Here is a 21915-nt window from a genome sequence, read left to right on the forward strand (position 1 = left end):
CCAGAAATGGGACTGCTGCGCAGTCCATCGGGGATAAATCCCCTCGCCACAGGTTCAGTGCTCAGTGCTCAGTGCTCAGTGCTCAGTGCTCAAACCAGATCACATCACCGCGCCGGGGGCACCCGAATATCCCCCGCCCGGCACTGAGTTTTCACACCCTTGCCACACGCGCCAAACTGCAGATCCTTGCCCATGCACACACGCACTTCCGACAACTCCGGACCACTGCAAATCACCGCGATGCCGTCGGCCGGAATCCCCGGATTGGCCTTGCGAAACAAATCGGAAATTTCCTGCGCCTCGAAGTAATAAGACGTGCTGAACGGTTGCAATTCCTGCGGAATTTTCACCGTGCCAACCGCTTTATCCGCCGCATCCAGATACCCCATCGCACCGAGGCCGCTGCAAGTGCCGTGCTTGGACCATTCGTGATCGAGCAGTTTTTTGGTTGGGAACAGCGTCATGCCCTTGCTGCTTTCCGCGGCCGACAGTGTGGTCAGCGGCGGACAGGATTGCGGCCAGCCGCCCTTGGCGTACTGCGGCCACAAGCCGTGTAGGACAAAGCCATAACCCTTGCCGGAACACTGCACGTCGTCCTTGTGCGTCAAACAGAAGGTCGGCGACCAGGACAGCGTCAGCAGGTAATAATCGAACACTCCCGCTACCGACTCCGCTTGCGCCTTGCTCGACTGCGATTGGCGCGCCGAACTCAGGCCGATGCTACCGGCCGTCAGCGCAATCACTGCCAAAATTGTAAACAGCTTTTTCATGTACCCGCTCCTTGGGACGCCTGCGTCCGTGGTTTTCGATCCTGACCAGACTGGTCAGCGCAGATTTCGACACGCTTGTGTTGCAAGCGCATGACGCACGGCAACGTTGTACCCCGTTGAAAGGTCTACGATTAATAAGCAGACACCACAAACAGGGAACCGAAATGAGTAAAGCAGACGAACTCGCCGCGAAGCTCAAGCAAACCCGGCACAGCCACGCGGACGACATCACCTGCGCCGAACTGGAGATCGATTGCTGGCCCGCTCAGGTGTACGACCTGTACCACCGCATCGAAACCTGGCTGCAACCGGTGACCGAAGTCGGACTGAAAATTCGGCGCAATCCTACGCACATCTGCGAAACCTCTCCGGATGGCGAATCCCACGATTACGCCATCGATCAATTGGTGATCGAAGCAAATCATCAAAGCCTGACCTTTGATCCCATCGCACGATTTACCGAAGACGGCGCGGGGCGCGTGCAAATTACCCTGCCGGACAGAAACACCTACCTGCTGCGCACCGTCGATGAACATCACGAAAGCCACTGGTGGATGCAAACCGTGGAAACCGGGCAGGAACTGGATGCCATCGCGCTGACGGAAAACAATCTGTTGTCGGTGGTTCAGGAAGGATTGGGGCTGTAGGCGCACTCTGCCGATAGGGATCAGCGCCCAGAACGTGGTTAACTTCTGGCTCCGATCCCTTTGAAGCCCGACAGCCATGATAAAAACCAAAATCTTGCTCGGTACCTTACTGGCCCTGCCCCTGACCTTCAGCGCTCAGGCAGCGGAACAACCGTCGCACCTGGACACCATCCAGCAACAAGGCCAACTGCGCGTCTGCACCACCGGCGACTACAAGCCTTACACCTTCAAACGCACCGACGGCGATTTCGAGGGCATCGACATCACCATGGCACGCTCGCTGGCCGACAGCCTCGGGGTCAAGGTCGAGTGGGTGCAGACCACCTGGAAAACCCTGATGCCGGACATGCAGGCCGGCAAATGCGACATCGGCATGGGCGGCATCTCGGTGACGCTGGAGCGGCAGAAAAAGGCCTTTTTCAGCAACACCCTCGACGTCGACGGCAAGATCCCGCTGGTGCGCTGCGCCGATCAATCCAAATACCAAACTGTCGAGCAGATCAACCAGCCCAACGTGCGCCTGGTCGAACCGGCCGGCGGCACCAACGAAGCCTTCGTCCATGCCTTCCTGCCCAAGGCGCAACTGGCCCTGCACGACAACGTGACCATCTTCCAGCAACTGCTCGACAACAAGGCCGACGTGATGATCACCGACGCCTCGGAAGCGCTGTATCAGCAGAAGTTGAAACCGGGGTTGTGCGCGGTGAATCCGCAGCAATTCATGCAGTACGGGGAAAAGGCCTACCTGCTGCCGCGCGATGACATCAGCTGGAAGTTGTACGTTGATCAGTGGCTGCACCTGAGCAAAGTGACCGGCAAATATCAGAAAGTACTGAGCGAATGGATCGCCGTGCCGCAATAAGTATCCAGACCTGATACTGCCCCTGTGGCGAGGGAATTGCTCTCTCGTCCTCATGCAACCGGACACCACAACATGCAACTTCCCTGATCAACAGCGCCAGTTCAGAATCGCTCACCCGCCAGACAAGGACATCCCCATGCAATTCCTCCCCCTCACCGACGCCAACCCCGCCGTCCAGGCCCACGTCCGCACCCTGCGCAACCAGGAAGACGTGCGCAAATTCATGTACACCTCCCACGAAATCACCGAACAGGAGCATGCCGACTGGCTGACCTCTTTGCAGGGCAATCCACGGCAACAAGTGTTTGTGGTGATCAAGGATGAGCAAGCGGTCGGGGTTGTTTCGTTGAATGCGATTAACGTTTTGCACAAGACAGCGGATTGGGCGTTTTATCTGGACGTCGGGTTGCAGGGTAAGGGCTTGGGCAGCGTGGTCGAGTTCTGGATGCTTGATTACGCGTTTGATGTGGCGGGGTTGGAGAAGCTGAATTGCGAAGTGCTGGCGATGAATGCGGCGGTGGTGAAGATGCATCAGAAGTTTGGGTTTGAGGTTGAGGGTGTTCGGCGGCAGAACGTGGTGAAGGATGGGACCCGGGTTGATGTGGTTTTGTTGGGGATTACCAAAGAAGAATGGCAAAACAAGCGCCCAGCACTCGCTCCTGTTATCGAACGTATCAGCGCCGCTTGACGCCGGGAGATCTGCGCTTGAGACGTGAACCAAGTCCAGCCGAGCTATACAAAATCCGGGACGCATTATCCTGGATCTTCGTCGACACCGCAGTGGACTTCCCCTACATCGCCCGCCAAGTCGAAGGCTACGACCCGGAACAGATCAAGGACATCCTGTACTCGGAAGTCGCCGTCGTCTGCGCCTGGAACCTGGCAGGTCCACTGCCGCCGATCTGGACAGGATTCGACGCCGATGAGTTAAACCGCGATATCGAGGAAATGCTGGCGGCGAAGAAAAACAGCTGGCTGCGGCGCCAGCGCCACAGGCTGCACACGGCTTGGTTACGCTTTAACTACGGCGACGCCTGGAAAGAGCTCTCAGCTCATCTCAAACAACCAAACTGATCCCGTCCGCGGCAACGGTAACCCGTCGCCACAGAGGGACACGATTTACGCCTTCACCTCAACGTTATCCAACGCCTGATTCACCGCCAACTCCCCCAACATCACCACCTGCGCAATCCCCAGCGCGGTTTTGCGGTGCGAGGGATCCAGCGTCGCGGCGAAGTTATTGAGCATTTCGGAGGCGGAACTCAGCGTCTCGCTGGCATTGGCCAACAGGGATTCCGAGTCGTACTTTGGATTGGCGAAGTACATGCGTTCGGGCTCGTTGGCGCTGGCCATGATCTGGCTGGCGGGTAGCAGATAGTGATCGAGCGCGCGCTCGGCGGCTTCGTGGAGTTTTTTGGAGCTGGGGGATTCGTAGGGGGATGCCGGATCGGTTTCTGGCGGGTTGGGTGTTGGGTTGAACATGGTGTAACTCCTGACGGATAAACGAAAAGGAGCCATCACTCTCGCTACCAAACGAAGGGTGGAGGCCATACGCAGGTTGGTAGACCGGTCGTCAGGAACCCCGGCGCATCCGAAGACGCCCCGCGCATGACCACCATAAAACGAAGACGAGAAACGCCCTCGCAAGACAGTAGTCTTGTGCTTCTGACGGAGACGGGCTACCAAACCCGATCACTGTTTTCAGTAACCCAGGAACGATAGAACCCGCGAGCTAGAGGCACAAGCCGGCGGATTCTGTCTTAGGTGTAGGGGGTGGCGCAAGGAGTTGTAGGTCTTGGACTGCACCAGCTCGATTCACTTAAACAAGCACAGGCGTTGCTGTTTAAATTCACGAAAAATGACGAGTGCATTGTCGCCAGTCACTGACCAAAGCAAGTCTGATACAGTCGGCAGCGGTTAATTCGATGACAGGGAGTCAAACATGGCAAAGCCAGCCGCGCGTATCACATTGAAAACCCAGCCCCTCATGTACGACCAGAATTCAAAGTCGTTGACGACGTTTTCGCGATGAAAACGACCAACGCTAATTTGAATCGCACAATGACTGCAAAAGATCGATATGACATCTACTGGGCATTGTCCGATACGTTCGTCGACAATGAGGTGGACTACGAATATATCGCCCGACAGACCGAAGATTACGACCCGCTAGAAATAAAACGGATGCTCTACGAGGAAGTCGCACCTGTCTGCTACACGAATCTTGAGACCGTGATTCCTACCATCTGGTCTGCATTTAACCGAGAGCAATTAAACTCTGACATAGCGCAAATGTTGGAAGCCCGAGCAAGTAGTCGCTTTCGACGTCAGAGAGACAAACTGTTAATCCGCTGGCTTGAGTTCCGATACAAATACATTTGGAGAGAGATCTCCGCTCACTATCGAAAGTGAATTCTTTTAGGAACGATCTGGTACAGACCACGATACTCAGCCGACGAGCGTCGGCGTGTCATCACCAAGCATGGCCACATCGATCAAAGTGCGTGAGGCTCTGCCCACCCCATTCCTGATAAACTCCCCCACCTTCGCCCCTCTGATCCAGATTCCCCCAATGCCTCTACAACCCGCTCCACTCTCCCGCCGCTTCTCCGTCGCCCCGATGATGGATTGGACTGACCGCCATTGCCGTTTCTTCCTACGCCTCCTATCGAAGAACGCCCTGCTCTACACCGAGATGGTCACCACCGGTGCGCTGCTTAATGGCGATCACGAACGCTTCCTCCGTCACAACGAAGCCGAGCACCCTCTCGCCTTGCAGTTGGGCGGTAGCGTGCCACTCGATCTGGCCGCCTGCGCCCGCATGGCCCAGGAGCACGGTTACGACGAGGTGAACCTCAACGTCGGCTGCCCGAGTGATCGCGTGCAGAACAACATGATCGGTGCGTGCCTGATGGGTCACCCTCAACTGGTGGCGAATTGTGTGAAGGCGATGCGTGATGCGGTGTCGATTCCGGTGACGGTGAAGCATCGGATCGGGATTAATGGGCGGGACAGTTACGAGGAGCTGTGTGATTTCGTGGGGACGGTGCGGGATGCCGGGTGTACGAGTTTTACCGTGCATGCGCGGATTGCGATTCTGGAGGGGTTGTCGCCGAAGGAGAATCGCGACATTCCGCCACTGCGCTATGACGTTGCTGCGCGGTTGAAGGCGGATTTTCCCGAGTTGGAGTTTGTGTTGAACGGCGGGATCAAGACGATGGAGGCCTGCCATGAGCATTTGCAGACCTTTGACGGTGTGATGCTGGGGCGTGAGGCTTATCACAATCCGTATCTGCTGGCGGAGGTGGATCAGCAGTTGTTCGGCAGTTCGGCGCCAGTGATCAGCCGCGCGGAAGCGCTGGCGCAGTTGCGACCTTATATAGCCGAGCATTTGCTGGCCGGTGGGTCAATGCATCACATCACGCGGCATGTGTTGGGCTTGGGCACCGGATTCCCGGGGGCGCGCAAGTTTCGGCAGTTGTTGTCGGTGGATATCCACAAGGCCAAGGATCCGTTGGCGTTGCTGGATCAGGCCGCGGAGTTGTTGGCGGGTCGTTGATCGACGCGTTGAATGTGCGGGCAACGAATGAGCGTTGCCCGGAGTGTTGTTGTACTGACAGGATGTCTTTTGTTTATGCCCGCGTTTATTTTTTCTCGCTTGAAGCGTTACTCCCTGCTCGCCCTGTTTAGCTTCACCTCGAATGTTTATGCACATTGCGACGGTTTTTGTATGGGGAGCACCGATACGCCGTGGGAGGCCACGCAGTTTTCCGGTTTTTCCATCCTTGTGCTGTTTCTCACACCTTTTTCTGCGACGAATAACACGACCGAAAACTTCAAACGTGTTTACTCCGCCGAGGAGCAGGAAGACGCGCGTTATTACCTCGCCAGCGACGGCATGCTGCAAGCCGCGTATTTCACCTCGGCATTGCAGCGTTTTCGTCGGGACTCCCCTGACAGCGAGTTAAACGACCTCGCCGTCGCCGCGCTGATCAGCAGCCAGTAATCAGCTCGCCGCAGCCGCCGTCCAGTTCACCCAGCCAAACATCCACGTGGCCAGAATCAACAAGCCAAACGCGATTCGATACCAGGCGAACGCGGCATAGCTGTGGTTGGCGATGAACTTGAGCAAACCGCGCACGGCGATCATGGCGAAGATGAATGCGGTGACGAAACCCAAGGCGAAGACCGGCAGATCGCTCTGCTGGAACAGGTCGCGGTATTTGTAGCCTGAGTACACCGCAGCGCCGACCATGGTTGGCATGGCCAGAAAGAAGGAGAACTCTGTGGCTGCTTTGCGCGACAGGCCGAACAGCAGGCCACCGATGATGGTAGATCCGGAACGCGATGTGCCGGGAATCATCGCCAGACACTGTACGAAACCTACCTTAAGCGCGTCAGACCAGCGCATGTCATCGACATGCTCGACGCGAATCACGTGGCTGCGCTGTTCGGCCCACAACATCACGATACCGCCGACAACCAAAGCGACGGCGACTGTGATCGGGTTAAACAGGTAGTGATGAATGATGTCAGCGAAAAGCACACCCAGAACCACGGCCGGCAGAAAGGCGATCAACAGGTTGAGGGTGAAACGCTGAGCGTTGCGCTCGGTCGGCAGGCCTTTGACGATTTCGAAGATCTTCGGCCGGAATTCCCAGACGACGGCAAGAATGGCACCCAGTTGAATAATGATGTTGAACGCCATGGCGCGTTCGCCACCGAACTCCAATAAGTCGGCAACGATAATCTGGTGACCAGTACTAGAGATCGGCAAGAACTCGGTGAGGCCTTCTACTGCACCCAAAATCAACACCTGGAAAAAGGTCCAGAAATCCATTAATCCTCCGTCAGAGCGCTCTTGGTGAGCGACTGGTCGATAACACTCAGGGATTGAGTATCTGAAATAATACAAAGATCAAAAGATCGCAGCCTTCGGCAGCGCCTACATTTGGAAAGCATTCACCTGTAGGAGCTGCCGAAGGCTGCGATCTTTTGCTCTTGTTAGCCAAGGAGATTACGTCTTATCAAAAGACACACTCAAGCCATGTTAATAAACGTCCGTGTACGAACTAATGTGAAATTATTTAGGCACTTAGTAGGAAAAATTTCATTGCGTCAATAAAATGTGATCTACCTCACATTATCAGCGGGTGGCCATACAGTGGCCAATGGACATAAACAAAGATGTCGCCATGAGTTCAAAATAGTGGCACAATTTCATATTGCCACCACTAACTCACTAGTTCACGATCCCGAGAAAATCAACTAAAAGCTTGAAAAGCTTATTTATTGTTAGAAAACTCGGGAGCCACGTCTAAAAACGACGTAAATGTTACCAATTGTCAGTCACAGATGAGAACCGGTGCTTTAACATCCCGATGTCAGCACCTAATTTCGAGTCAATGCATGATGCTCTCAGGGAACTTGGCGACTAGAAGTCCGCGCCCGACAATCGACGTACCAGGTGTACTCACTCTGGGTCGAACCCGTGGCGTGGCGGAACATTTTAGTGCGCTACTCACAAAGCTTGTGCGAACCGATATGGCGCTTGAAGCCAACTCGTACACTGATGCCTATATGCAGAATGAAGATTCTGCCTTGTATCGAGCAATCTTCATTGTCATCGACAGCCCACAGGCACTCGAAGACAATCTTGCGCTGGTCGAAAACCTGCGCAACGACAACTTGAAACCGCTCATTTGTGCAGTAATCACAGGTCGCGGCGCTTTCAACAAGATCAAATACTTCCTTGCCGGTGCCGACTTCTGTATCAAACTCAATACCCTCTCCGATGACGGCGCCGAGTCGCTGGGAGAGTTCTTCAGCAGTGAAGAATGGCAAAGAGACATCAATCTGACTCTTGATCCGACTCGGATCTGTCTGCTGAGCACTAACAAAAGGCTGGACATCTCGTTTGCCGAGATGAAAATCCTTGAAGCGTTTGCGCAAAGCAATAATCACATTCTCAGCCATGATGAAATCGCCAACATCATGGGGCTCAATCCCAATTTCTACGATCCTCGTGCGCTGGAGAAGTCCATCAGTCGCTTGCGTGGAAAAATCAAGGACGTGTATGGTACAAACGCGATTCAGAGCATCCGCGGCTATGGCTATCGCCTGATGCGGGGCCTGATATCGACTGCCTGAGTCTCGGGCAGCCATCCCTTTTGCATACTCACGAAGGATCGTCTGATGCAACGATATATCTCTTGTTTCACTTCACGCCAACCTATAAAAAAGCGATCGAATGAGCGCAACAATATAACAATAAACTCAACAACATAGCAGCAGAACGAGTGGAACTTATCGAGGGCCAATTTCGGGCCCAGACCCTGCCTGTCGATTACTTCCAAGGAAGTCATTGCTCGCCTGCCGATTTACCTTTTAACCAATTTTGGTGCGCAGTTAAGGAGAGAGACATGGAAACTAGTACAACCCTCCCCAGAAAATATTTTGTTGTCGTGACCAACAGTACAGCGTCGCAACGTGAACTCGAGAACATCCTGTCCAGCGAGCGCTTCAATTCACTGGGCACGTCTCAGGCACAAATGTTTATTGAAGGTGCTACTTCGCCCTCTTCCGCTCCCATGTTGATGGAGTTCACTTACCCAAGCGGCACCCGAAAGCACGTTGCCCGCACGATTGAACATGACACCCAGCGTATATTGGCGACACTCGAATCCGAGTGGCGGGCAGCACAATCAAGCAATCCCTTTCGCAGCGCCCCGGCCATAACCGGCGAATCCGGCAAACTGTCTGCTGGTGTAGAAGACGTCACGCCGTGTACCGAAACCTGGCATCTGGATAATGATCAAGGCGCATTGGTCAAAAACGATGTCGAGATCAGTCTTACCGGGCTGGAAACTGCACTGGTTAGAAAAATGCTCAATCACGAAGAGCGGGTTGTCAGTCGAGATGACTTGATCCTGAGCATCGGCCGAGAGCCGGAGCAGTATCGCGGACTGGAAATGTGCCTGAGTCGTCTGCAAGACAAATTCAAAAGCGCCAGCCAAGGTGAGCGACTGTTCCGTGCCGTAAGAAATCGCGGTTATTGCCTCATCCAGGACATCGTCGCGTAAACACAGGCGATATCTGCGAACACACAAACAGATAACAGTGCGATTACAAAAACAACAAGAGCACTCTGTTTGGTTCCATATCCCTGATTAAAAAAATCCCTGCCTCCACCGTCTAACAGTAACAAATACAACAACCACTATTCACCCCCTCCTCTGCGACCTTTTCTAACAACCGACTATTTAATTATTAAAAAGTTGGCATTGTGCCATCTTGTTAGAACTCGTCAGACACCATTCCCGACAATAAATTAGTCTATTGACTGACGACAGTTCGGCCTATCGACGTTGTTACTTTCAGAACACTCAATAGAACAAAAACAATAAATCTGACTAACAACTCGGCTTTCAACTGTTGAAACCTGAATGGACGTCTTTTGGGGATATCGTATGGATCTTTCTCTTAGTATCAATCGAAGCACGGGCCTCAAGGGACTTACCTTCTGGGGACAATGGGCGCTGGCGCAGGGCTTTATCGTAGCGCTGCTGTTTGTATTGGCGGAACAGCACACGGGCACGGTCGCGTTCTACTACCGGATGTGTGCAACGCTGGCGGTACTGGCATCAGTGCCGGCTTACACGTTCAGTGGCGTTTATCGTAAACGGGATAATTATCTGACGGGGCTGGGACGCTTGTTCATGGGCTGGTCCATGACCATGGCGGCGTTGGCTTTTATCGCGTTTGTGTGCAAGGCCGATGAGTTGTTTTCCCGACAGGTGATCCTCAGTTGGGCGGTGTACGGCTTCCTTGGCCAGGCATTGTTGTACGCGCCGTTACATGCGTTTTCGAAGTTCTACCAGCGTTCGCGTAAAAGCGAGCACAAGACCCTGATCGTCGGCACAGGTGAGCTGGCGCTGGGGCTGGCGAAGAAGCTGAGCCAAATTGAAAACCTGCCGCTGGTAGGGTTGATCAGTAACGGCGTGGTGCCTTCGCTTACGTCGGATGCACCTCGCGTGGTCGGCGCCCAGGAAGATCTGCTGGCGTTGATCGAAGCCCACGATATCCGCCGTTTGTACATCACCCTGCCGCTGTCGGAAGCGGCGAAAATCGAAGCCATGTATGTCGACTTGCTCGGCGCCAACGTGGATGTGGTCTGGGTGCCGGATCTGAACAGCCTGACGCTGCTCAATCATTCGGTGAAAGTCGTGGACGGCCTGCCGGCGATCTACCTGAACGAGAGCCCGCTGACCAGCCGCCCGACCGCTGCACTGAGCAAAAGCCTGATGGAGAAAAGCGTCGCGCTGCTGGCGATCATCATGTTGAGTCCGGTGCTGGCGATCATTGCCTTGGCCGTGAAGATCAACTCGCCGGGCCCGGTGTTCTTCAAGCAGGATCGCCACGGCTGGAATGGCAAGGTGATCAAGGTCTGGAAGTTCCGCTCAATGAGCGTGCACGATGACAAAGAGGTCAAACAGGCCAGCCGCAACGACTCGCGCATCACCGCTGTCGGACGCTTCATCCGCCGCACTTCGCTGGATGAATTGCCGCAATTGTTCAACGTGCTGCAAGGGCACATGGCGCTGGTCGGCCCACGTCCACATGCGGTTGCGCACAACAATTTCTACTCGGGGAAAATCCTCGCTTACATGGCGCGTCATCGGATTAAACCGGGTATTACCGGGCTGGCCCAAATCAGCGGCTGCCGGGGTGAGACCGATACCATCGACAAGATGCAGCGACGTGTCGAGATTGACCTGCAGTACATCAATAGCTGGTCGCTGTGGCTGGACCTGAAGATCCTGGTGAAGACACCATTTACGTTGTTGTCGAAGGATATTTACTGAAGGTTGGCGTTACGCAATGCATGACCGCAGGGGGACGAAAGTCCCCTTTTTTGTGCCTGGGATTTTGGAGTCAGCCAACATTGCCGTTGAATGTGCCGCCGCCATCGCTGGCAAGCCAGCTCCCACAAAATCTCGGTGTGCCTGAGGTTTCGTGGTCGGGCACAGAACCCATGTAGGAGTGAGCCTGCTCGCGATAGCGGTGGGTCAGGCGACTGATATCGGCTGGTCTGACGCTATCGCGAGCAGGCTCACTCCTACAGGGGAAATATGGCGGGACGGGATTTGGTGGGTGACATATGACCCTGTAGGAGCTGTCGAGTGAAACGAGGCTGCGATCTTTTGATCGTAAAGATCAGGATCAAAAGATCGCAGCGTTCCGCAGCTCCTAAAGGGGATTTGTGGTGGATCCGAATCTGGGGCTGCGGCGAATGACCCTGTGGGGATGGCTTGCCAGCGATTGCGGTAGGTCAGTCAACATCAGTGCTGAATGTGCCGCCGCCATCGCTGGCAAGCCAGCTCCCACAAAATCTCGGTGTGCCTGAGGTTTCGTGGTCGGGCACAGAACCCATGTAGGAGTGAGCCTGCTCGCGATGGCGGTGGGTCAGGCGACTGATGTCGGCTGATCTGACGCTATCGCGAGCAGGCTCACTCCTACAGGGGAAATAGGGTGGACGGGATTTGGTGGGTGACATATGACCCCGTAGGAGCTGTCGAGTGAAACGAGGCTGCGATCTTTTGATCGTAAAGATCAGGATCAAAAGATCGCAGCGTTCCGCAGCTCCTACAGGGATTTGTGGTGGATCCGAGTTTGGGGCCGCGGCGAATGACCCTGTGGGGATGGATTGCCAGATTGCGGTAGGTCAGTCAGTCAACATCAGTGCTGAATGTGCCGCCGCCATCGCTGGCAAGCTCCCACAAAAAAGCCCCCCCCACCGCCCTCGCTTCTAACCACTCAACACAATGAGCGTTAGCTCGAGTGCAGCTCTTGATCCAAAAGGCCCGTCGGGAGGCTGAGTGCAGGGATTCATCCGGGGAGGACATCGAAAGGAGGTGCAGCGAAGCAAACCGGAATCGATGCCCCGGATGGATTCCGGAGCGAAGGAACCCCGAGCTTTAGCGAGCGGGCCGGACGTCAGGGCAAAGCCTTTTGGGTTACCTTTTCGGCGTTTGGAAAAGGTGACCCGCCGTAAGGGCGGAACCCTGAGAAGCCGTTACCGCAGCAACGGATATGTACCCCAACCAACAAAAACATCATCAACCAAGCGGACGCCTTCGCTAGCAGGCTGGCTCCCACAGTTTGAACTCAGTGTATTCAGACAAAAACTGGTCGGCTGGCAAGCCAGCCACACAGATTGAGTCCTCGCAAGACCAGTCATTACTCAGTGATCTTCTCAAAGTTGCGATAGAACATATCGTCATCGCGGCTATCGGTCATCGAGTGCAGTTGATAACCGCGATTGAGCCGCGCGCCGCCGTCTCGGGTCAGCGGTGCCCAGACCAGGTTGGCGCGGCGCATGGTCGACATGCTCATCATTTCGTCGAACGGAATCGACAGATAGAGGCCTTTGTCGAAGCTACCTTCACCGTACTCGGCGCTGCTGGCCGTGGTAATGGTCGCCCAGCCTCCGAAGCGTACGCCATTGGAAAACTCGCGAGAGATGTCCAGCGTGCCGCCCCAGTCACCGGCCAGGTAACGGCCAACGCTGACAGCCGCCAGCATGTCGTAAGGCAAGTCGGTATAACCGGTGACATGCCCGGTCACCACCGAGTAATCGCGCAGGCCAAAACCCTGGTCGTATTCACGCTGGCGCACGTAGTTGAGGTCCGCGCCCACCGACCAGCGCTCGCCAGTCGGGCGGAACAGCACCTCGCCCCCTACCCCGGCAAACATCGACTCCAGATAACCGCCATAAACCATGCCATACAGGTCCTTATCCAACTGCTCGGCATGGCTCACCTGGAACATCGGCATGGTCACTTCGGACTCGGTCAGGTACTGACGCATATCCGTGCGCACACGCGGCAAACCGCTGGGTGCGTCGTAGGTGAATTTGTCGAAGTTGTTGATCAGGTTGGCGCTGAGCAAACCGTTCCACCAGGTGTTGCGGTTGAAGCGGTACTCGGCGTCCGCGTCGGCACTGATTTGATAGAGAAAACCATCGGGGCCGCCGACGTTTTGCTTGAAGCCCAGACCCACGCCGTAACTGAAGTGCTGCGGCGCTTCGCTGTAGAGGGTTTTCTCGTTGTGCGGCATCGCCGGATTGATTTCGGTGGTGCGGTGCAACGACAGCAGCGGCTCCTCGTTGTTGATCACCTCGCGGAAGGTGTCGCGGGGCACGCTGGTTTCTTCCAGCGGCAGGTCGTAACGCTTGTTGACCACGGTGAACCAGTTGATGTCGTCGTTGACGCTGTTGTCGAGAATCCGGCTCGCCCGCCCGACCGCTTTGGACGAATGAAAATAACGCTGCTGCTCGCCATACACGATCAGCTCGGAATCGCGCTGGGTGATGCGCTCGACCTTGTAGCCGGCGTTTTGCTGCAAACGTTGCGAGACGTTCGCCCAATCGACCTGCTCCATCGACGTGGTCGGCATCTTCGCCGGCAGCGGTTCCGGGGTTGGGTCGTAGGTCTTGGCCGGCGCCTTGCGGCTGACGAAATTGGTGTGAAACGTCACGCCGAACATCGCCGTGTTGCCGCGCTCCCACGCCGCACTGATGTCGACCGAATCGGCGACCTTGAACACCGCGCCGAAGTTGATCGGCGAGTCCTGCTCGATCACGTTGTCCTTCGGCTCGTGCTTGTAGTCGTTGCCTTCGTATTCGAGTTTCAGGCTCAGGCGATCCCATGGCGTCTGGTAGCTCACACCGCCGAAAAACGAAGGCTTGCCGCGAAAGTACGAACCTGAGTTGACGTCACCGGTACCTTCGAGCGCAGGCCTTGTATCGAAGCGATCGCTGACATAGCCCAACGGGTTGTCGATGTCGCCGCGATTGCCCAGGTAACCCCAGGCAATGCCGGCGCTGAAATCGAAATTGTCGTAGCGCTTGTTGGCGACGAAATATTCACTGGAGAACAAACCGGTACCGCCGATATCTCGGAAGCCCAGCGCCACATCGGGCAGCCAATGGCTTTCCTGCCACAGCCGGACTTTGGCGTCGACCGCCTTATCCTTATAGCTCTGGCTGCCGCTGAGGGCCTCGGAGCCGTACGGCCGGTTGGTGATCGCGGTGTAGCGAAACGAGCCTTCGAGCCAATCCAGAGGCTGCAACGAAACGCTGTAACGGCTGTAAGGCTCGGTACGGTTGGCGTTGACGCTCAACTCGCCGGCCGGGGCCATGCGCGCCGTCGGCGTCTGCAACAGGCCCGTGCCACCGAAGTCACTTTGAGTAATACGCGGCTCGGCATGAGCCAGACCAACGGGCAATAACAACACAGCTGCAAAACGAAAATTCAACGAACCACCTCAGCCAATTGCGTGGCAATCAATTCGGCCAACTGCTGATTCAGTTCAGGAAGAGGCGGATCAAGATCATCATTTTTGACCGGCACCAGAATCTTGCTGCCGGCGACGGGAATGTGCCCGCTCTCGCGATTCCAGTGAGCGATACCGACGCGCCGCGTAACGCCGTTGGGCTGGATCAGCCACAGGTAATCGGCCTCGGCATCGCTCAGGATCGAGCAGCCTTGCAGGTATTCGCGGGCCTCCTGCAACGGCTGATACGGCAAGTGGCACGGCTCGGCGACAGCACCGAGCACTTCAACTTCGTCGACGCGCTTGGGGTAGATCAGGCGATCGCCATCGTCCAGACGAATGTTGCGCGCGAAGCCGACTTCGATCGCGACCGGATCAAGATCGGCAATCTGCCGGCCAGTCACCGGCATCTGCCGGACTTGCTCGGTCAGCCGCTGCGCCAGCGCCCCACGGCTCGGCATGTCAAAGAGCAACGCCATGCGCTGCAAGACATCCAGATCGAACAGCACGCCAGCCTTGAGCCGCGCCTGCTCCTCCAGCAACGACTGGCGCAGCAACACGCCCGCCAACCAATAACCTTCAGCATTGGGCACGGCTTCGCTGATCACATCGAACAAGCGCCCGCCCGCCGGCAATTCAATCGGCCCGGGATTGGCGACATCCCCCGTCACCGTGACAGCGGCCTGGCTCACACCGGCAATCAACATCAGGCACGCTGAAAAAAAGCCCAGACGCTTCACGGCAGATGCCTGCGATCAGGTGTCAGTTGCACGATTCTGACGCGCAGTTGCGAGGTCAGTTGCTGCTCACTCTTGAAGATGAAACCGTCACGCGGATCAACCCAATAACGATTGGTCGCACTCAGGCCGATGGCCGGGGCGTCAACCTGCTCATCGACACGTAGCACGGTGTATTCCTTGTCAAGAATGTCGAGGGTTTCCGTCGAGCGGCGGGTGAAACGACTGTTGACGATCACCCCGACTTCCTGGCCCTTGTAGAGGTCGATCCAGCGCCGAGAGGTAAAGCCATCGGCGACTTGATGCAGGCCTGATTTGAACGGCGAGTCATCCGCCAGACGCGTGCCGTCGAGATCGCCCTCAAGGCCCAGACCAATGCTGCGCACGGCGAGACCATCGCGCAGCAGCAGCACTTGCTTGCCGGAGGCGACCCAGAACTGCAGGTCTTCACGCTCGCGCACCAACGCCAGTACCCCGGAGCCGGACGGCGTGGTCAACTTGAGTTGCGGGTAGCTGACCTCGGCCACCTGAGCCGGCGTCACGTCCACTTCGTCAGGGCCGATCACCGCCGATTTCAGGTTGTTCAGGGACGCGCTCATCAGCGGGTTACAGCCACACAACAACAGGGCCGCCATCAGGCAGACACCCACTTTCAACGTGTTCACAGTCGGCGGCCTTATTTGCTGTTGTTACTGTATTCGCTCCAGTTCTTCGCAGCGGAAGCCCCGGTCCCGACAATCGACGCCGACGGCACCAACTGGCTGATGAAGCGGTTCCAGCGCGTCACGTTCGCAGGCCCGACATACACGACGTCCTGCGGCTGCACTTGAAAGTGCGTGGCCAGCGCCATGGCGGTCGGCGACTCGGCGTTCAACTGGTAGATTTTCGCCGGCTCGACGTCGAGATTCTCCACGCCGCGAATGACGTAAACCGCGTTGCCGTTGGAGGTGGTCTGGCTCAAGCCGCCGACCGAACCGAGCACATCGGAGAGGTTCATCGTCGCCGTCTTGAAGCTCAGTGCGCGCGGCTGGTTGACTTCACCCATGACGTAAATTCGCTTGTTGTCGTTGTACGGCAGGTACAACTGATCGCCGCCCTTGAGGTACACGCCTTGCAACTCGGAATCCTGTTGATTGAGCGAGTCGAGATTGAGCGGATACATCCGCCCGTTACGCGTCAGCAGCAGGCCGGACAAATCCGCGTTGTTGGTATCGATGCCGGCCGAACCCAGCGCTTCGACCACGCTCAGCGGGTTGGTCGAAATCGCTTGCGGGCCGGCTTTTGCTACAGCGCCGGTGACCACCACTTTCTGGCTGGCGAAACGCAACACGGCGACGTCCACCTGCGGCTCGGCGATGAACGCCGACAGCCGTTGTTCGATGTCTGCGCGCAGTTGCTGGATGGTCCGGCCGGCGGCCTGGACTTCCTTGATGAACGGGTAATACAGCGTGCCATCCGAACGCACCAGACGGCCGTTGGCATCGATCTGTTGCTGCGCACCTGACGGCGCTGTCAGCTCGGGGTGATCCCATACCGTGATGTACAGGACATCGTTATTGCCGATGCGGTACTCGGCCGGGGTCGTCAACAACTCCGGCGGCAGCGACGTGCGCTTTTGCGTGGCGCGGGTTGTAGAGATCAGCTTGGGCGTGATCGGAATCAGCTCGACCCGGCTACTTTCACTGGCACCCTGGCGGGTGATGTCGCTGGTGCTCAGGTATTGGCCCGGGGAAAACATGCAACCTTGTAAAGCGAGACTTGCCAACATTAAAAGAGAAAAACTACGAGTCATAATGGCACTACGCTATTCAAGGGCGGATCTAAAAAAAGAAGTCACCCGACTTGCGTCGGGCGACCCTGTACTGCACTAACAAAAACTACTGTTAGTTATGCGTGCCGGTTGTACCGGTGGTACCCGTCGTACCGGTGGTACCGCCGTTGGCACTGCCACCGCTGTTGGACGCCGCTACTGCACTGGCGACCATTGCAGTACTGGCTGCAGGGGCTTGCGAAGCCGCTACACTACCGCCTACATTGGTCGCCGCAGTAAGCGGCGCTTCAGCTGCGGCAGCCCAGTTGCTCAACATCGTCAACAGGGCAATTGCCATCACTTTCTTCATATCAACTCCTTTCTAACATTCGACCTGTTAAAAACCGGCCGGTGCTAGAGGTGGTAGAGTTCAAGTCCGCGAAAAATGCGAACAAGATCCGTTGTTCTTTCACAGTCCTACGCAACTGATAAAAGTCGAACGGCATGTTTATATCTACGGACTTGCAAAAGGCATTTCCAGCGTATTTTCCCGACGATATCTAACACCTGACCGAAACTAACATTGGGCATCAAAACGACATTATCGGAGATAGCCCTTCGGATGGTTCGATTGCCAGCGCCATGTATCGGTGACCATGTCCTGCAAGTTGCGCGTGGCTTTCCAGCCCAGCTCTTGCGCAGCTTTGGATGCGTCGGCCCAACTCTCGGCGATATCCCCCGAACGTCGCGGCATCACCCGATACGGCACGGGTTGCCCGCAGGCCTTTTCGAACGCGTGCAACACCTGCAACACGCTGTAGCCATCGCCGGTGCCGAGGTTCCAGGTATGAATGCCGCTGCGTCCGGAAATCGACTGCAAGGCTTTCAAATGCCCGTCCGCCAGGTCGACCACGTGGATGTAATCACGCACACCGGTGCCGTCGACCGTGGGGTAATCGTCGCCAAAAATCGACAACTCTTGCAGGCTGCCCACCGCTACCTGGCTGATATAAGGCAGCAGGTTGTTGGGAATGCCATTCGGGTCTTCACCCATATGGCCGCTGTGATGCGCGCCGATCGGGTTGAAGTAACGCAGCAAGGCGATGCTCCAGCGCGGCTCGGACTGGCACAGATCGCGCAGGACGTTTTCGACAATCAGCTTGGATTGCCCGTAGGGATTGGTCGGAGTACCGGTCGGAAAGTCTTCGCGGATCGGCATCTGCGCCGGCTCGCCGTAGACCGTGGCCGATGAGCTGAATACCAGGCGAAACACCCCCGCCGCCGCCATCGCCTGACACAACGTGATGCTGCCGCTGACGTTGGTCTCGTAATACTCAAGCGGCTTGCGCACGCTCTCGCCGACCGCTTTGAGACCGGCGAAATGCAGCACGCCGTCGATGGCATGCTCGTTGAATATCCGGTCAAGCAACGCCCGGTCGCAGACATCACCGCGAATCATCTGCGCACTTTTGCCGCAGATGGCCTCCACCGCATGCAGTGCCGCATCGCTGCTGTTGCAAAGATTATCCAGCACGACAACTTCATAACCTGCTTCAAGCAGCGCAAGTGTGGTGTGCGAGCCGATATAGCCGGCGCCACCGGTTACCAGAATCTTCATAGCGCGGTCCGTGATTGGAGAAGTAACAAGTAGCGTGTCAAGCCTGTTGTTGTGGAGATGTGTCGCAATCCACACAAACCAGGCGACAACAACCGAAAACAAAACTAGTTCAATGACTGGCAATAAATATTTTTGCAGGTCACACTGTATTGCCCGGTACTTATTAGCACTGCAAGTGCGCTCATCACTATCAACAGATACCGACTAAAAATAACTAATAACGTGCCATCCGACATCTCATAACATTGTCGCGATTTACCGGCGCATTCAATTGCTATTAATAACCTGACTCAGGTATTAAAGCAGTCGTTCAATAACTATTGAAACTTGCACTCCTTCGTTAGTGCGCGCACCCGTTGGCTGTGTTCCATGACTGTCCAGGATACTTTTATGATTCGTAAATGTTTGTTCCCCGCTGCCGGATATGGCACGCGTTTCTTGCCAGCCACCAAAGCCATGCCGAAAGAGATGCTGCCGATCGTCAACAAGCCGTTGATCGAATACGCCGTCGAAGAAGCACGCGATGCCGGCCTGCAACACATGGCCATCGTCACCGGCCGGGGCAAGCGTGCGCTGGAAGATCATTTCGACATCAGCTACGAACTCGAACACCAGATCCGCGGCACCGAGAAAGAGAAATTCCTTGCCGGCACCCGCGAGCTGATCGACACCTGCACCTTCTCCTACACCCGTCAGGTAGAAATGAAGGGCTTGGGCCACGCGATTCTCAGCGGTCGTCCGTTGATCGGCGACGAGCCATTCGCCGTGGTCCTGGCCGATGACCTGTGCCTGAACCTGGAAGGTGACGGCGTGCTCACGCAGATGATCCAGCTCTACAAGAAATTCCGCTGCTCGATCGTTGCGATCCAGGAAGTCCCTGCCGATCAAACGCACAAGTACGGCGTGATCGCCGGCGAGCTGATTTCCGATGGCATTTATCGGGTCAACAACATGGTCGAAAAACCGGCGCCGCAGGATGCGCCTTCGAACCTGGCGATCATCGGTCGTTACATCCTGACGCCAGACATTTTCGACCTGATCGCCGACACCCAACCGGGCAAGGGCGGCGAGATCCAGATCACCGACGCCTTGATGAAACAGGCGCAAAACGGTTGCGTGCTGGCCTACAAGTTCAAGGGGCTGCGCTTCGACTGCGGCGACGCCGAGGGTTACCTGCAAGCGACCAACTTCTGCTACGAAAACGTCTACCTCAAGGGCCGCTGAGACGGCCCACCCATCCACCGCCCACTTTTCATTTCAGGCAGGCCTCTATGAACATTGCACAACATTCGGCAGACATTGAACGTGAGGTGGGCAACCTCGGGGTAGTCAGTTGGTTGTCGCGCCATCAGCCGTTGCCCAGCGCCAACGAGTCCTGGCTGGGCAGCATTTTGCTGGTGGAGCGCATCGGCATGTTTCCGTCCTCCGGCGATATTCGCCGGCCACTGGCGGATCCCTATCCCCTGCTCGCTCACCTGAAAAAGCTCTATGGCGAGCAGGCGCTGGAAATCGATGACCGCGACGGCCTGAAAGTGATTTTCAGCGACTGGCGCTTCCGCGTGCGCATCTGCTGCAACGACCCGGCGATCATCATCAACGTGGAGACGCGTTGTGATACGCGGTTGATGCCGCAGAAGCTTGCGGAGTTGTTGAGTCAACTGGACGGCTTCGAAAAAGCGTAAGCCCCAACGCTCACCTGTTGATTTTATATCCCCGCTATCCACGCTATCCCGGTTATCCCGGTTATCCCGGTTGCCCCGGTTTGCTCGGTTGGCTCGGTTGCCCCTGTAGGAGCTGCCGAAGGCTGCGATCTTTTGATCTTGGAAAACAAAGTCAAAAGATCGCAGCCTTCGGCAGCTCCTACAGAGGTATGCGTTTTCATGCCTTCACACGCGGAACAGAGGTATGCGTTTTCCTGCCTTCACACGCGGGACAGGGGAACGATCACAGTGGGGAAGCGGCGCAACCGTCCTTGGCGCCAGTGATCCAGCCGTAGAAATAATCGGCAATCACCTTTCCACCCGTAGCCGGCACTGGATGAATCTTGTCCGGGCCGATCATCGCGGCCGCATAACGTTTGACGTCGCTGCCGAACGCGCATTGCAGATTGGCGTACCCCAGATGTTGGGACTGAGCCCAAGGCTGCAGAACCTGCGCATACGCCGACATCGGATAAGCACTGGAGCGCGTGGTGTCCTGACGCATGATCAGGTTGATGCTCGCCGCTGGCTGAATCTCGCGGATCATTGCCACCAGACCCTGCACGTTGTGCAAATACGTCTCGGGCTTCACGCCAAAGCCCTGATCGTTGCCACCGAGCATGATCAGATAAACGTCGGCAGGAATCTTCGACACGGCCGCTTTCCACTGTGTCTGCCACGTCGGATCGCTGTGATAGAAGTCAGCAGATGCCGCGCCGGACGCCGCCAGTTTGGACACCCGCACGCCGCCCTGATCGTTGCTCATCCACAGGCCGAACAGGGTTGGCGCGCCTTTAACCACCTCCAGCCGAAACGCCCAATCCGCCGCTGTCGGCGTGTCCGGCAATGGCACCTCTTGTACGCCGGAACCGGCGAGCTTCAAGGGTTTCCAGTCTTGCGCTGGCGTCCAGCGATAGCGAATCTCACTGGACTTACCGTTGCCCAGATAAAGTAATTTCGCTTGGGTGACGGCTGTGTTGATCGCCGGTGTCGGGCTGGCATCGACCTGCAACCATGCGCCGGGCCGTCCGGTCACTGTGCGGCTATCGGGGCTGGCCTGGCCGAGGCCGGAGACCTTCCAGTCGCCGCCAAAATACTTCTCGCTGCTGCGGGTGTATTTGAAGTGTGTGCCGCCCAGCGCGGCGCCGTGGTTGAAACCGACGTAGCCAGGCCCGGCGAAGCCCACCTCCCCGGCCACTCGCTGCACCAGTTTGTTCAGATAGAAATCCTGCCCGGCGCTGTAGCTGTCGCCGATCACCGAGACTGCCAGCACCTTGCCAGCCTTGCCTTCACGCCATTGCGCAAAACGCTCACGCGCATCCCCCACCTCAACCACCGACGCTGCAACGGGCTGAGCGTCACCAACTGCCAACATGCATAAATTCCTTCATTCAATAATGCCCCCTGTAGGAGCATTCGAGTGAAACGAGGCTGCGATCTTTTGATCTTGCTTTTGAAGATCAAGATCAAAAGATCGCAGCGTGCCGCAGCTCCT

Annotated in this window: 22 protein-coding genes; 12 read left to right on the forward strand and 10 right to left on the reverse strand. The window is 56.4% G+C overall.

Features of this window, described 5'->3' with window-relative positions; genetic code table 11:
- Positions 1 to 104: 104 nt before the first annotated feature.
- Positions 105 to 770: a ribonuclease T2 gene (locus ACA061_RS17725; protein WP_150604453.1), complete on the reverse strand. Its 666-nt coding sequence runs from the start codon at positions 768 to 770 to the stop codon at positions 105 to 107.
- A 164-nt stretch (positions 771 to 934) separates the two neighbouring features.
- On the opposite strand from ACA061_RS17725, the gene ACA061_RS17730 reads away from it, so the two are divergent.
- The 4 genes from ACA061_RS17730 to ACA061_RS17745 all read left to right on the forward strand — a co-directional run bounded on the left by ACA061_RS17730 (position 935) and on the right by ACA061_RS17745 (position 3353).
- The gene (locus ACA061_RS17730; protein WP_497299762.1) at positions 935 to 1417 is read left to right on the forward strand and encodes a hypothetical protein; all 483 of its coding nucleotides are present in this window, start codon (positions 935 to 937) and stop codon (positions 1415 to 1417) included.
- 76 nt (positions 1418 to 1493) lie between these two features.
- Positions 1494 to 2279, forward strand: coding sequence for a transporter substrate-binding domain-containing protein (locus ACA061_RS17735; protein ID WP_210699670.1), 786 nt, complete (start codon positions 1494 to 1496; stop codon positions 2277 to 2279).
- 136 nt (positions 2280 to 2415) lie between these two features.
- Positions 2416 to 2967: a UDP-4-amino-4,6-dideoxy-N-acetyl-beta-L-altrosamine N-acetyltransferase gene (pseH, locus tag ACA061_RS17740; protein ID WP_497299763.1), complete on the forward strand. Its 552-nt coding sequence runs from the start codon at positions 2416 to 2418 to the stop codon at positions 2965 to 2967.
- Positions 2968 to 2984: 17 nt separating this feature from the next.
- The gene (locus ACA061_RS17745) at positions 2985 to 3353 is read left to right on the forward strand and encodes a DUF7079 family protein (RefSeq protein ID WP_497299764.1); all 369 of its coding nucleotides are present in this window, start codon (positions 2985 to 2987) and stop codon (positions 3351 to 3353) included.
- A 45-nt stretch (positions 3354 to 3398) separates the two neighbouring features.
- Here the strand turns inward: ACA061_RS17745 and ACA061_RS17750 are convergent, their stop codons facing one another.
- Complete coding sequence (locus ACA061_RS17750; protein WP_497299765.1) at positions 3399 to 3761, reverse strand: DUF6124 family protein; 363 nt, start codon at positions 3759 to 3761, stop codon at positions 3399 to 3401.
- Positions 3762 to 4340: 579 nt separating this feature from the next.
- Between ACA061_RS17750 and ACA061_RS17755 the strand changes: the two genes are divergently transcribed.
- The 3 genes from ACA061_RS17755 (at position 4341) to ACA061_RS17765 (ending at position 6285) form a co-directional block, all read left to right on the forward strand.
- Entirely contained in the window at positions 4341 to 4691 is a 351-nt protein-coding gene (locus ACA061_RS17755) for a DUF7079 family protein (RefSeq protein WP_497301955.1), read from the forward strand.
- A gap of 160 nt (positions 4692 to 4851) precedes the next feature.
- The gene (gene dusA / locus ACA061_RS17760) at positions 4852 to 5838 is read left to right on the forward strand and encodes a tRNA dihydrouridine(20/20a) synthase DusA (RefSeq protein WP_497299766.1); all 987 of its coding nucleotides are present in this window, start codon (positions 4852 to 4854) and stop codon (positions 5836 to 5838) included.
- Between the two features lie 75 nt (positions 5839 to 5913).
- The gene (locus tag ACA061_RS17765) at positions 5914 to 6285 is read left to right on the forward strand and encodes a DUF2388 domain-containing protein (RefSeq protein WP_497299767.1); all 372 of its coding nucleotides are present in this window, start codon (positions 5914 to 5916) and stop codon (positions 6283 to 6285) included.
- Here ACA061_RS17765 and ACA061_RS17770 read toward each other — a convergent pair whose 3' ends face one another.
- Positions 6286 to 7119 carry an undecaprenyl-diphosphate phosphatase gene (locus ACA061_RS17770; RefSeq protein ID WP_150604469.1) on the reverse strand — a complete coding sequence of 278 codons (834 nt, stop codon included), beginning with the start codon at positions 7117 to 7119 and terminating at the stop codon, positions 6286 to 6288.
- A 569-nt stretch (positions 7120 to 7688) separates the two neighbouring features.
- Between ACA061_RS17770 and ACA061_RS17775 the strand changes: the two genes are divergently transcribed.
- From ACA061_RS17775 to ACA061_RS17785, 3 genes are all read left to right on the forward strand, one after another.
- Entirely contained in the window at positions 7689 to 8429 is a 741-nt protein-coding gene (locus ACA061_RS17775; protein WP_150617589.1) for a winged helix-turn-helix domain-containing protein, read from the forward strand.
- A 272-nt stretch (positions 8430 to 8701) separates the two neighbouring features.
- A complete protein-coding gene (locus tag ACA061_RS17780) occupies positions 8702 to 9361 on the forward strand; it encodes a winged helix-turn-helix domain-containing protein (protein WP_210700156.1) in 660 nt (219 codons plus the stop codon).
- Between the two features lie 387 nt (positions 9362 to 9748).
- A complete protein-coding gene (locus ACA061_RS17785; protein WP_497299768.1) occupies positions 9749 to 11143 on the forward strand; it encodes an undecaprenyl-phosphate glucose phosphotransferase in 1395 nt (464 codons plus the stop codon).
- 1375 nt (positions 11144 to 12518) lie between these two features.
- Here the strand turns inward: ACA061_RS17785 and ACA061_RS17790 are convergent.
- From ACA061_RS17790 to galE, 6 genes are all read right to left on the reverse strand, one after another.
- Positions 12519 to 14597, reverse strand: coding sequence for a YjbH domain-containing protein (locus tag ACA061_RS17790; protein WP_497299769.1), 2079 nt, complete (start codon positions 14595 to 14597; stop codon positions 12519 to 12521).
- Positions 14594 to 15322 carry a capsule biosynthesis GfcC family protein gene (locus ACA061_RS17795; protein ID WP_150604523.1) on the reverse strand — a complete coding sequence of 243 codons (729 nt, stop codon included), beginning with the start codon at positions 15320 to 15322 and terminating at the stop codon, positions 14594 to 14596. The genes ACA061_RS17790 and ACA061_RS17795 overlap by 4 nt, the downstream gene beginning before the upstream one ends.
- Positions 15323 to 15351: 29 nt before the next feature.
- On the reverse strand, positions 15352 to 16017 hold the full coding sequence (locus ACA061_RS17800) for a YjbF family lipoprotein (protein WP_497299770.1): 666 nt from the start codon (positions 16015 to 16017) through the stop codon (positions 15352 to 15354).
- A gap of 11 nt (positions 16018 to 16028) precedes the next feature.
- Positions 16029 to 17144 (reverse strand): polysaccharide biosynthesis/export family protein, encoded by a 1116-nt coding sequence (locus ACA061_RS17805; protein WP_210699617.1) that lies wholly within the window; start codon positions 17142 to 17144, stop codon positions 16029 to 16031.
- Between the two features lie 91 nt (positions 17145 to 17235).
- Positions 17236 to 17472, reverse strand: coding sequence for a hypothetical protein (locus tag ACA061_RS17810; RefSeq protein WP_497299771.1), 237 nt, complete (start codon positions 17470 to 17472; stop codon positions 17236 to 17238).
- 231 nt (positions 17473 to 17703) lie between these two features.
- Positions 17704 to 18720: a UDP-glucose 4-epimerase GalE gene (gene galE, locus ACA061_RS17815; RefSeq protein ID WP_150604476.1), complete on the reverse strand. Its 1017-nt coding sequence runs from the start codon at positions 18718 to 18720 to the stop codon at positions 17704 to 17706.
- A 390-nt stretch (positions 18721 to 19110) separates the two neighbouring features.
- On the opposite strand from galE, the gene galU reads away from it, so the two are divergent.
- Both galU and ACA061_RS17825 read left to right on the forward strand, forming a co-directional pair.
- Positions 19111 to 19944 (forward strand): UTP--glucose-1-phosphate uridylyltransferase GalU, encoded by an 834-nt coding sequence (gene galU / locus ACA061_RS17820; protein ID WP_042560129.1) that lies wholly within the window; start codon positions 19111 to 19113, stop codon positions 19942 to 19944.
- A 47-nt stretch (positions 19945 to 19991) separates the two neighbouring features.
- On the forward strand, positions 19992 to 20402 hold the full coding sequence (locus ACA061_RS17825; RefSeq protein ID WP_150617585.1) for a phosphohexomutase domain-containing protein: 411 nt from the start codon (positions 19992 to 19994) through the stop codon (positions 20400 to 20402).
- A gap of 262 nt (positions 20403 to 20664) precedes the next feature.
- Here the strand turns inward: ACA061_RS17825 and ACA061_RS17830 are convergent, their stop codons facing one another.
- Positions 20665 to 21795, reverse strand: a complete 1131-nt coding sequence (locus ACA061_RS17830) for an SGNH/GDSL hydrolase family protein (protein ID WP_497299772.1) — start codon at positions 21793 to 21795, stop codon at positions 20665 to 20667.
- Positions 21796 to 21915: the final 120 nt, after the last annotated feature.

Source organism: Pseudomonas sp. LBUM1668 (assembly GCF_059695715.1).

Coding starts and splice junctions, on each gene's coding strand:
- ACA061_RS17805 (WP_210699617.1), bottom strand. CDS start 17,144: ATGACTCGTAGTTTTTCTCTTTTAATGTTGGCAAGTCTCGCTTTACAA.
- ACA061_RS17780 (WP_210700156.1), top strand. CDS start 8,702: ATGGAAACTAGTACAACCCTCCCCAGAAAATATTTTGTTGTCGTGACC.
- dusA (WP_497299766.1), top strand. CDS start 4,852: ATGCCTCTACAACCCGCTCCACTCTCCCGCCGCTTCTCCGTCGCCCCG.
- ACA061_RS17735 (WP_210699670.1), top strand. CDS start 1,494: ATGATAAAAACCAAAATCTTGCTCGGTACCTTACTGGCCCTGCCCCTG.
- galE (WP_150604476.1), bottom strand. CDS start 18,720: ATGAAGATTCTGGTAACCGGTGGCGCCGGCTATATCGGCTCGCACACC.
- ACA061_RS17795 (WP_150604523.1), bottom strand. CDS start 15,322: ATGTTGATTGCCGGTGTGAGCCAGGCCGCTGTCACGGTGACGGGGGAT.
- ACA061_RS17765 (WP_497299767.1), top strand. CDS start 5,914: ATGCCCGCGTTTATTTTTTCTCGCTTGAAGCGTTACTCCCTGCTCGCC.
- ACA061_RS17755 (WP_497301955.1), top strand. CDS start 4,341: ATGACTGCAAAAGATCGATATGACATCTACTGGGCATTGTCCGATACG.
- ACA061_RS17725 (WP_150604453.1), bottom strand. CDS start 770: ATGAAAAAGCTGTTTACAATTTTGGCAGTGATTGCGCTGACGGCCGGT.
- ACA061_RS17770 (WP_150604469.1), bottom strand. CDS start 7,119: ATGGATTTCTGGACCTTTTTCCAGGTGTTGATTTTGGGTGCAGTAGAA.
- ACA061_RS17830 (WP_497299772.1), bottom strand. CDS start 21,795: ATGTTGGCAGTTGGTGACGCTCAGCCCGTTGCAGCGTCGGTGGTTGAG.
- ACA061_RS17785 (WP_497299768.1), top strand. CDS start 9,749: ATGGATCTTTCTCTTAGTATCAATCGAAGCACGGGCCTCAAGGGACTT.
- pseH (WP_497299763.1), top strand. CDS start 2,416: ATGCAATTCCTCCCCCTCACCGACGCCAACCCCGCCGTCCAGGCCCAC.
- galU (WP_042560129.1), top strand. CDS start 19,111: ATGATTCGTAAATGTTTGTTCCCCGCTGCCGGATATGGCACGCGTTTC.
- ACA061_RS17730 (WP_497299762.1), top strand. CDS start 935: ATGAGTAAAGCAGACGAACTCGCCGCGAAGCTCAAGCAAACCCGGCAC.
- ACA061_RS17825 (WP_150617585.1), top strand. CDS start 19,992: ATGAACATTGCACAACATTCGGCAGACATTGAACGTGAGGTGGGCAAC.
- ACA061_RS17810 (WP_497299771.1), bottom strand. CDS start 17,472: ATGAAGAAAGTGATGGCAATTGCCCTGTTGACGATGTTGAGCAACTGG.
- ACA061_RS17775 (WP_150617589.1), top strand. CDS start 7,689: ATGATGCTCTCAGGGAACTTGGCGACTAGAAGTCCGCGCCCGACAATC.
- ACA061_RS17750 (WP_497299765.1), bottom strand. CDS start 3,761: ATGTTCAACCCAACACCCAACCCGCCAGAAACCGATCCGGCATCCCCC.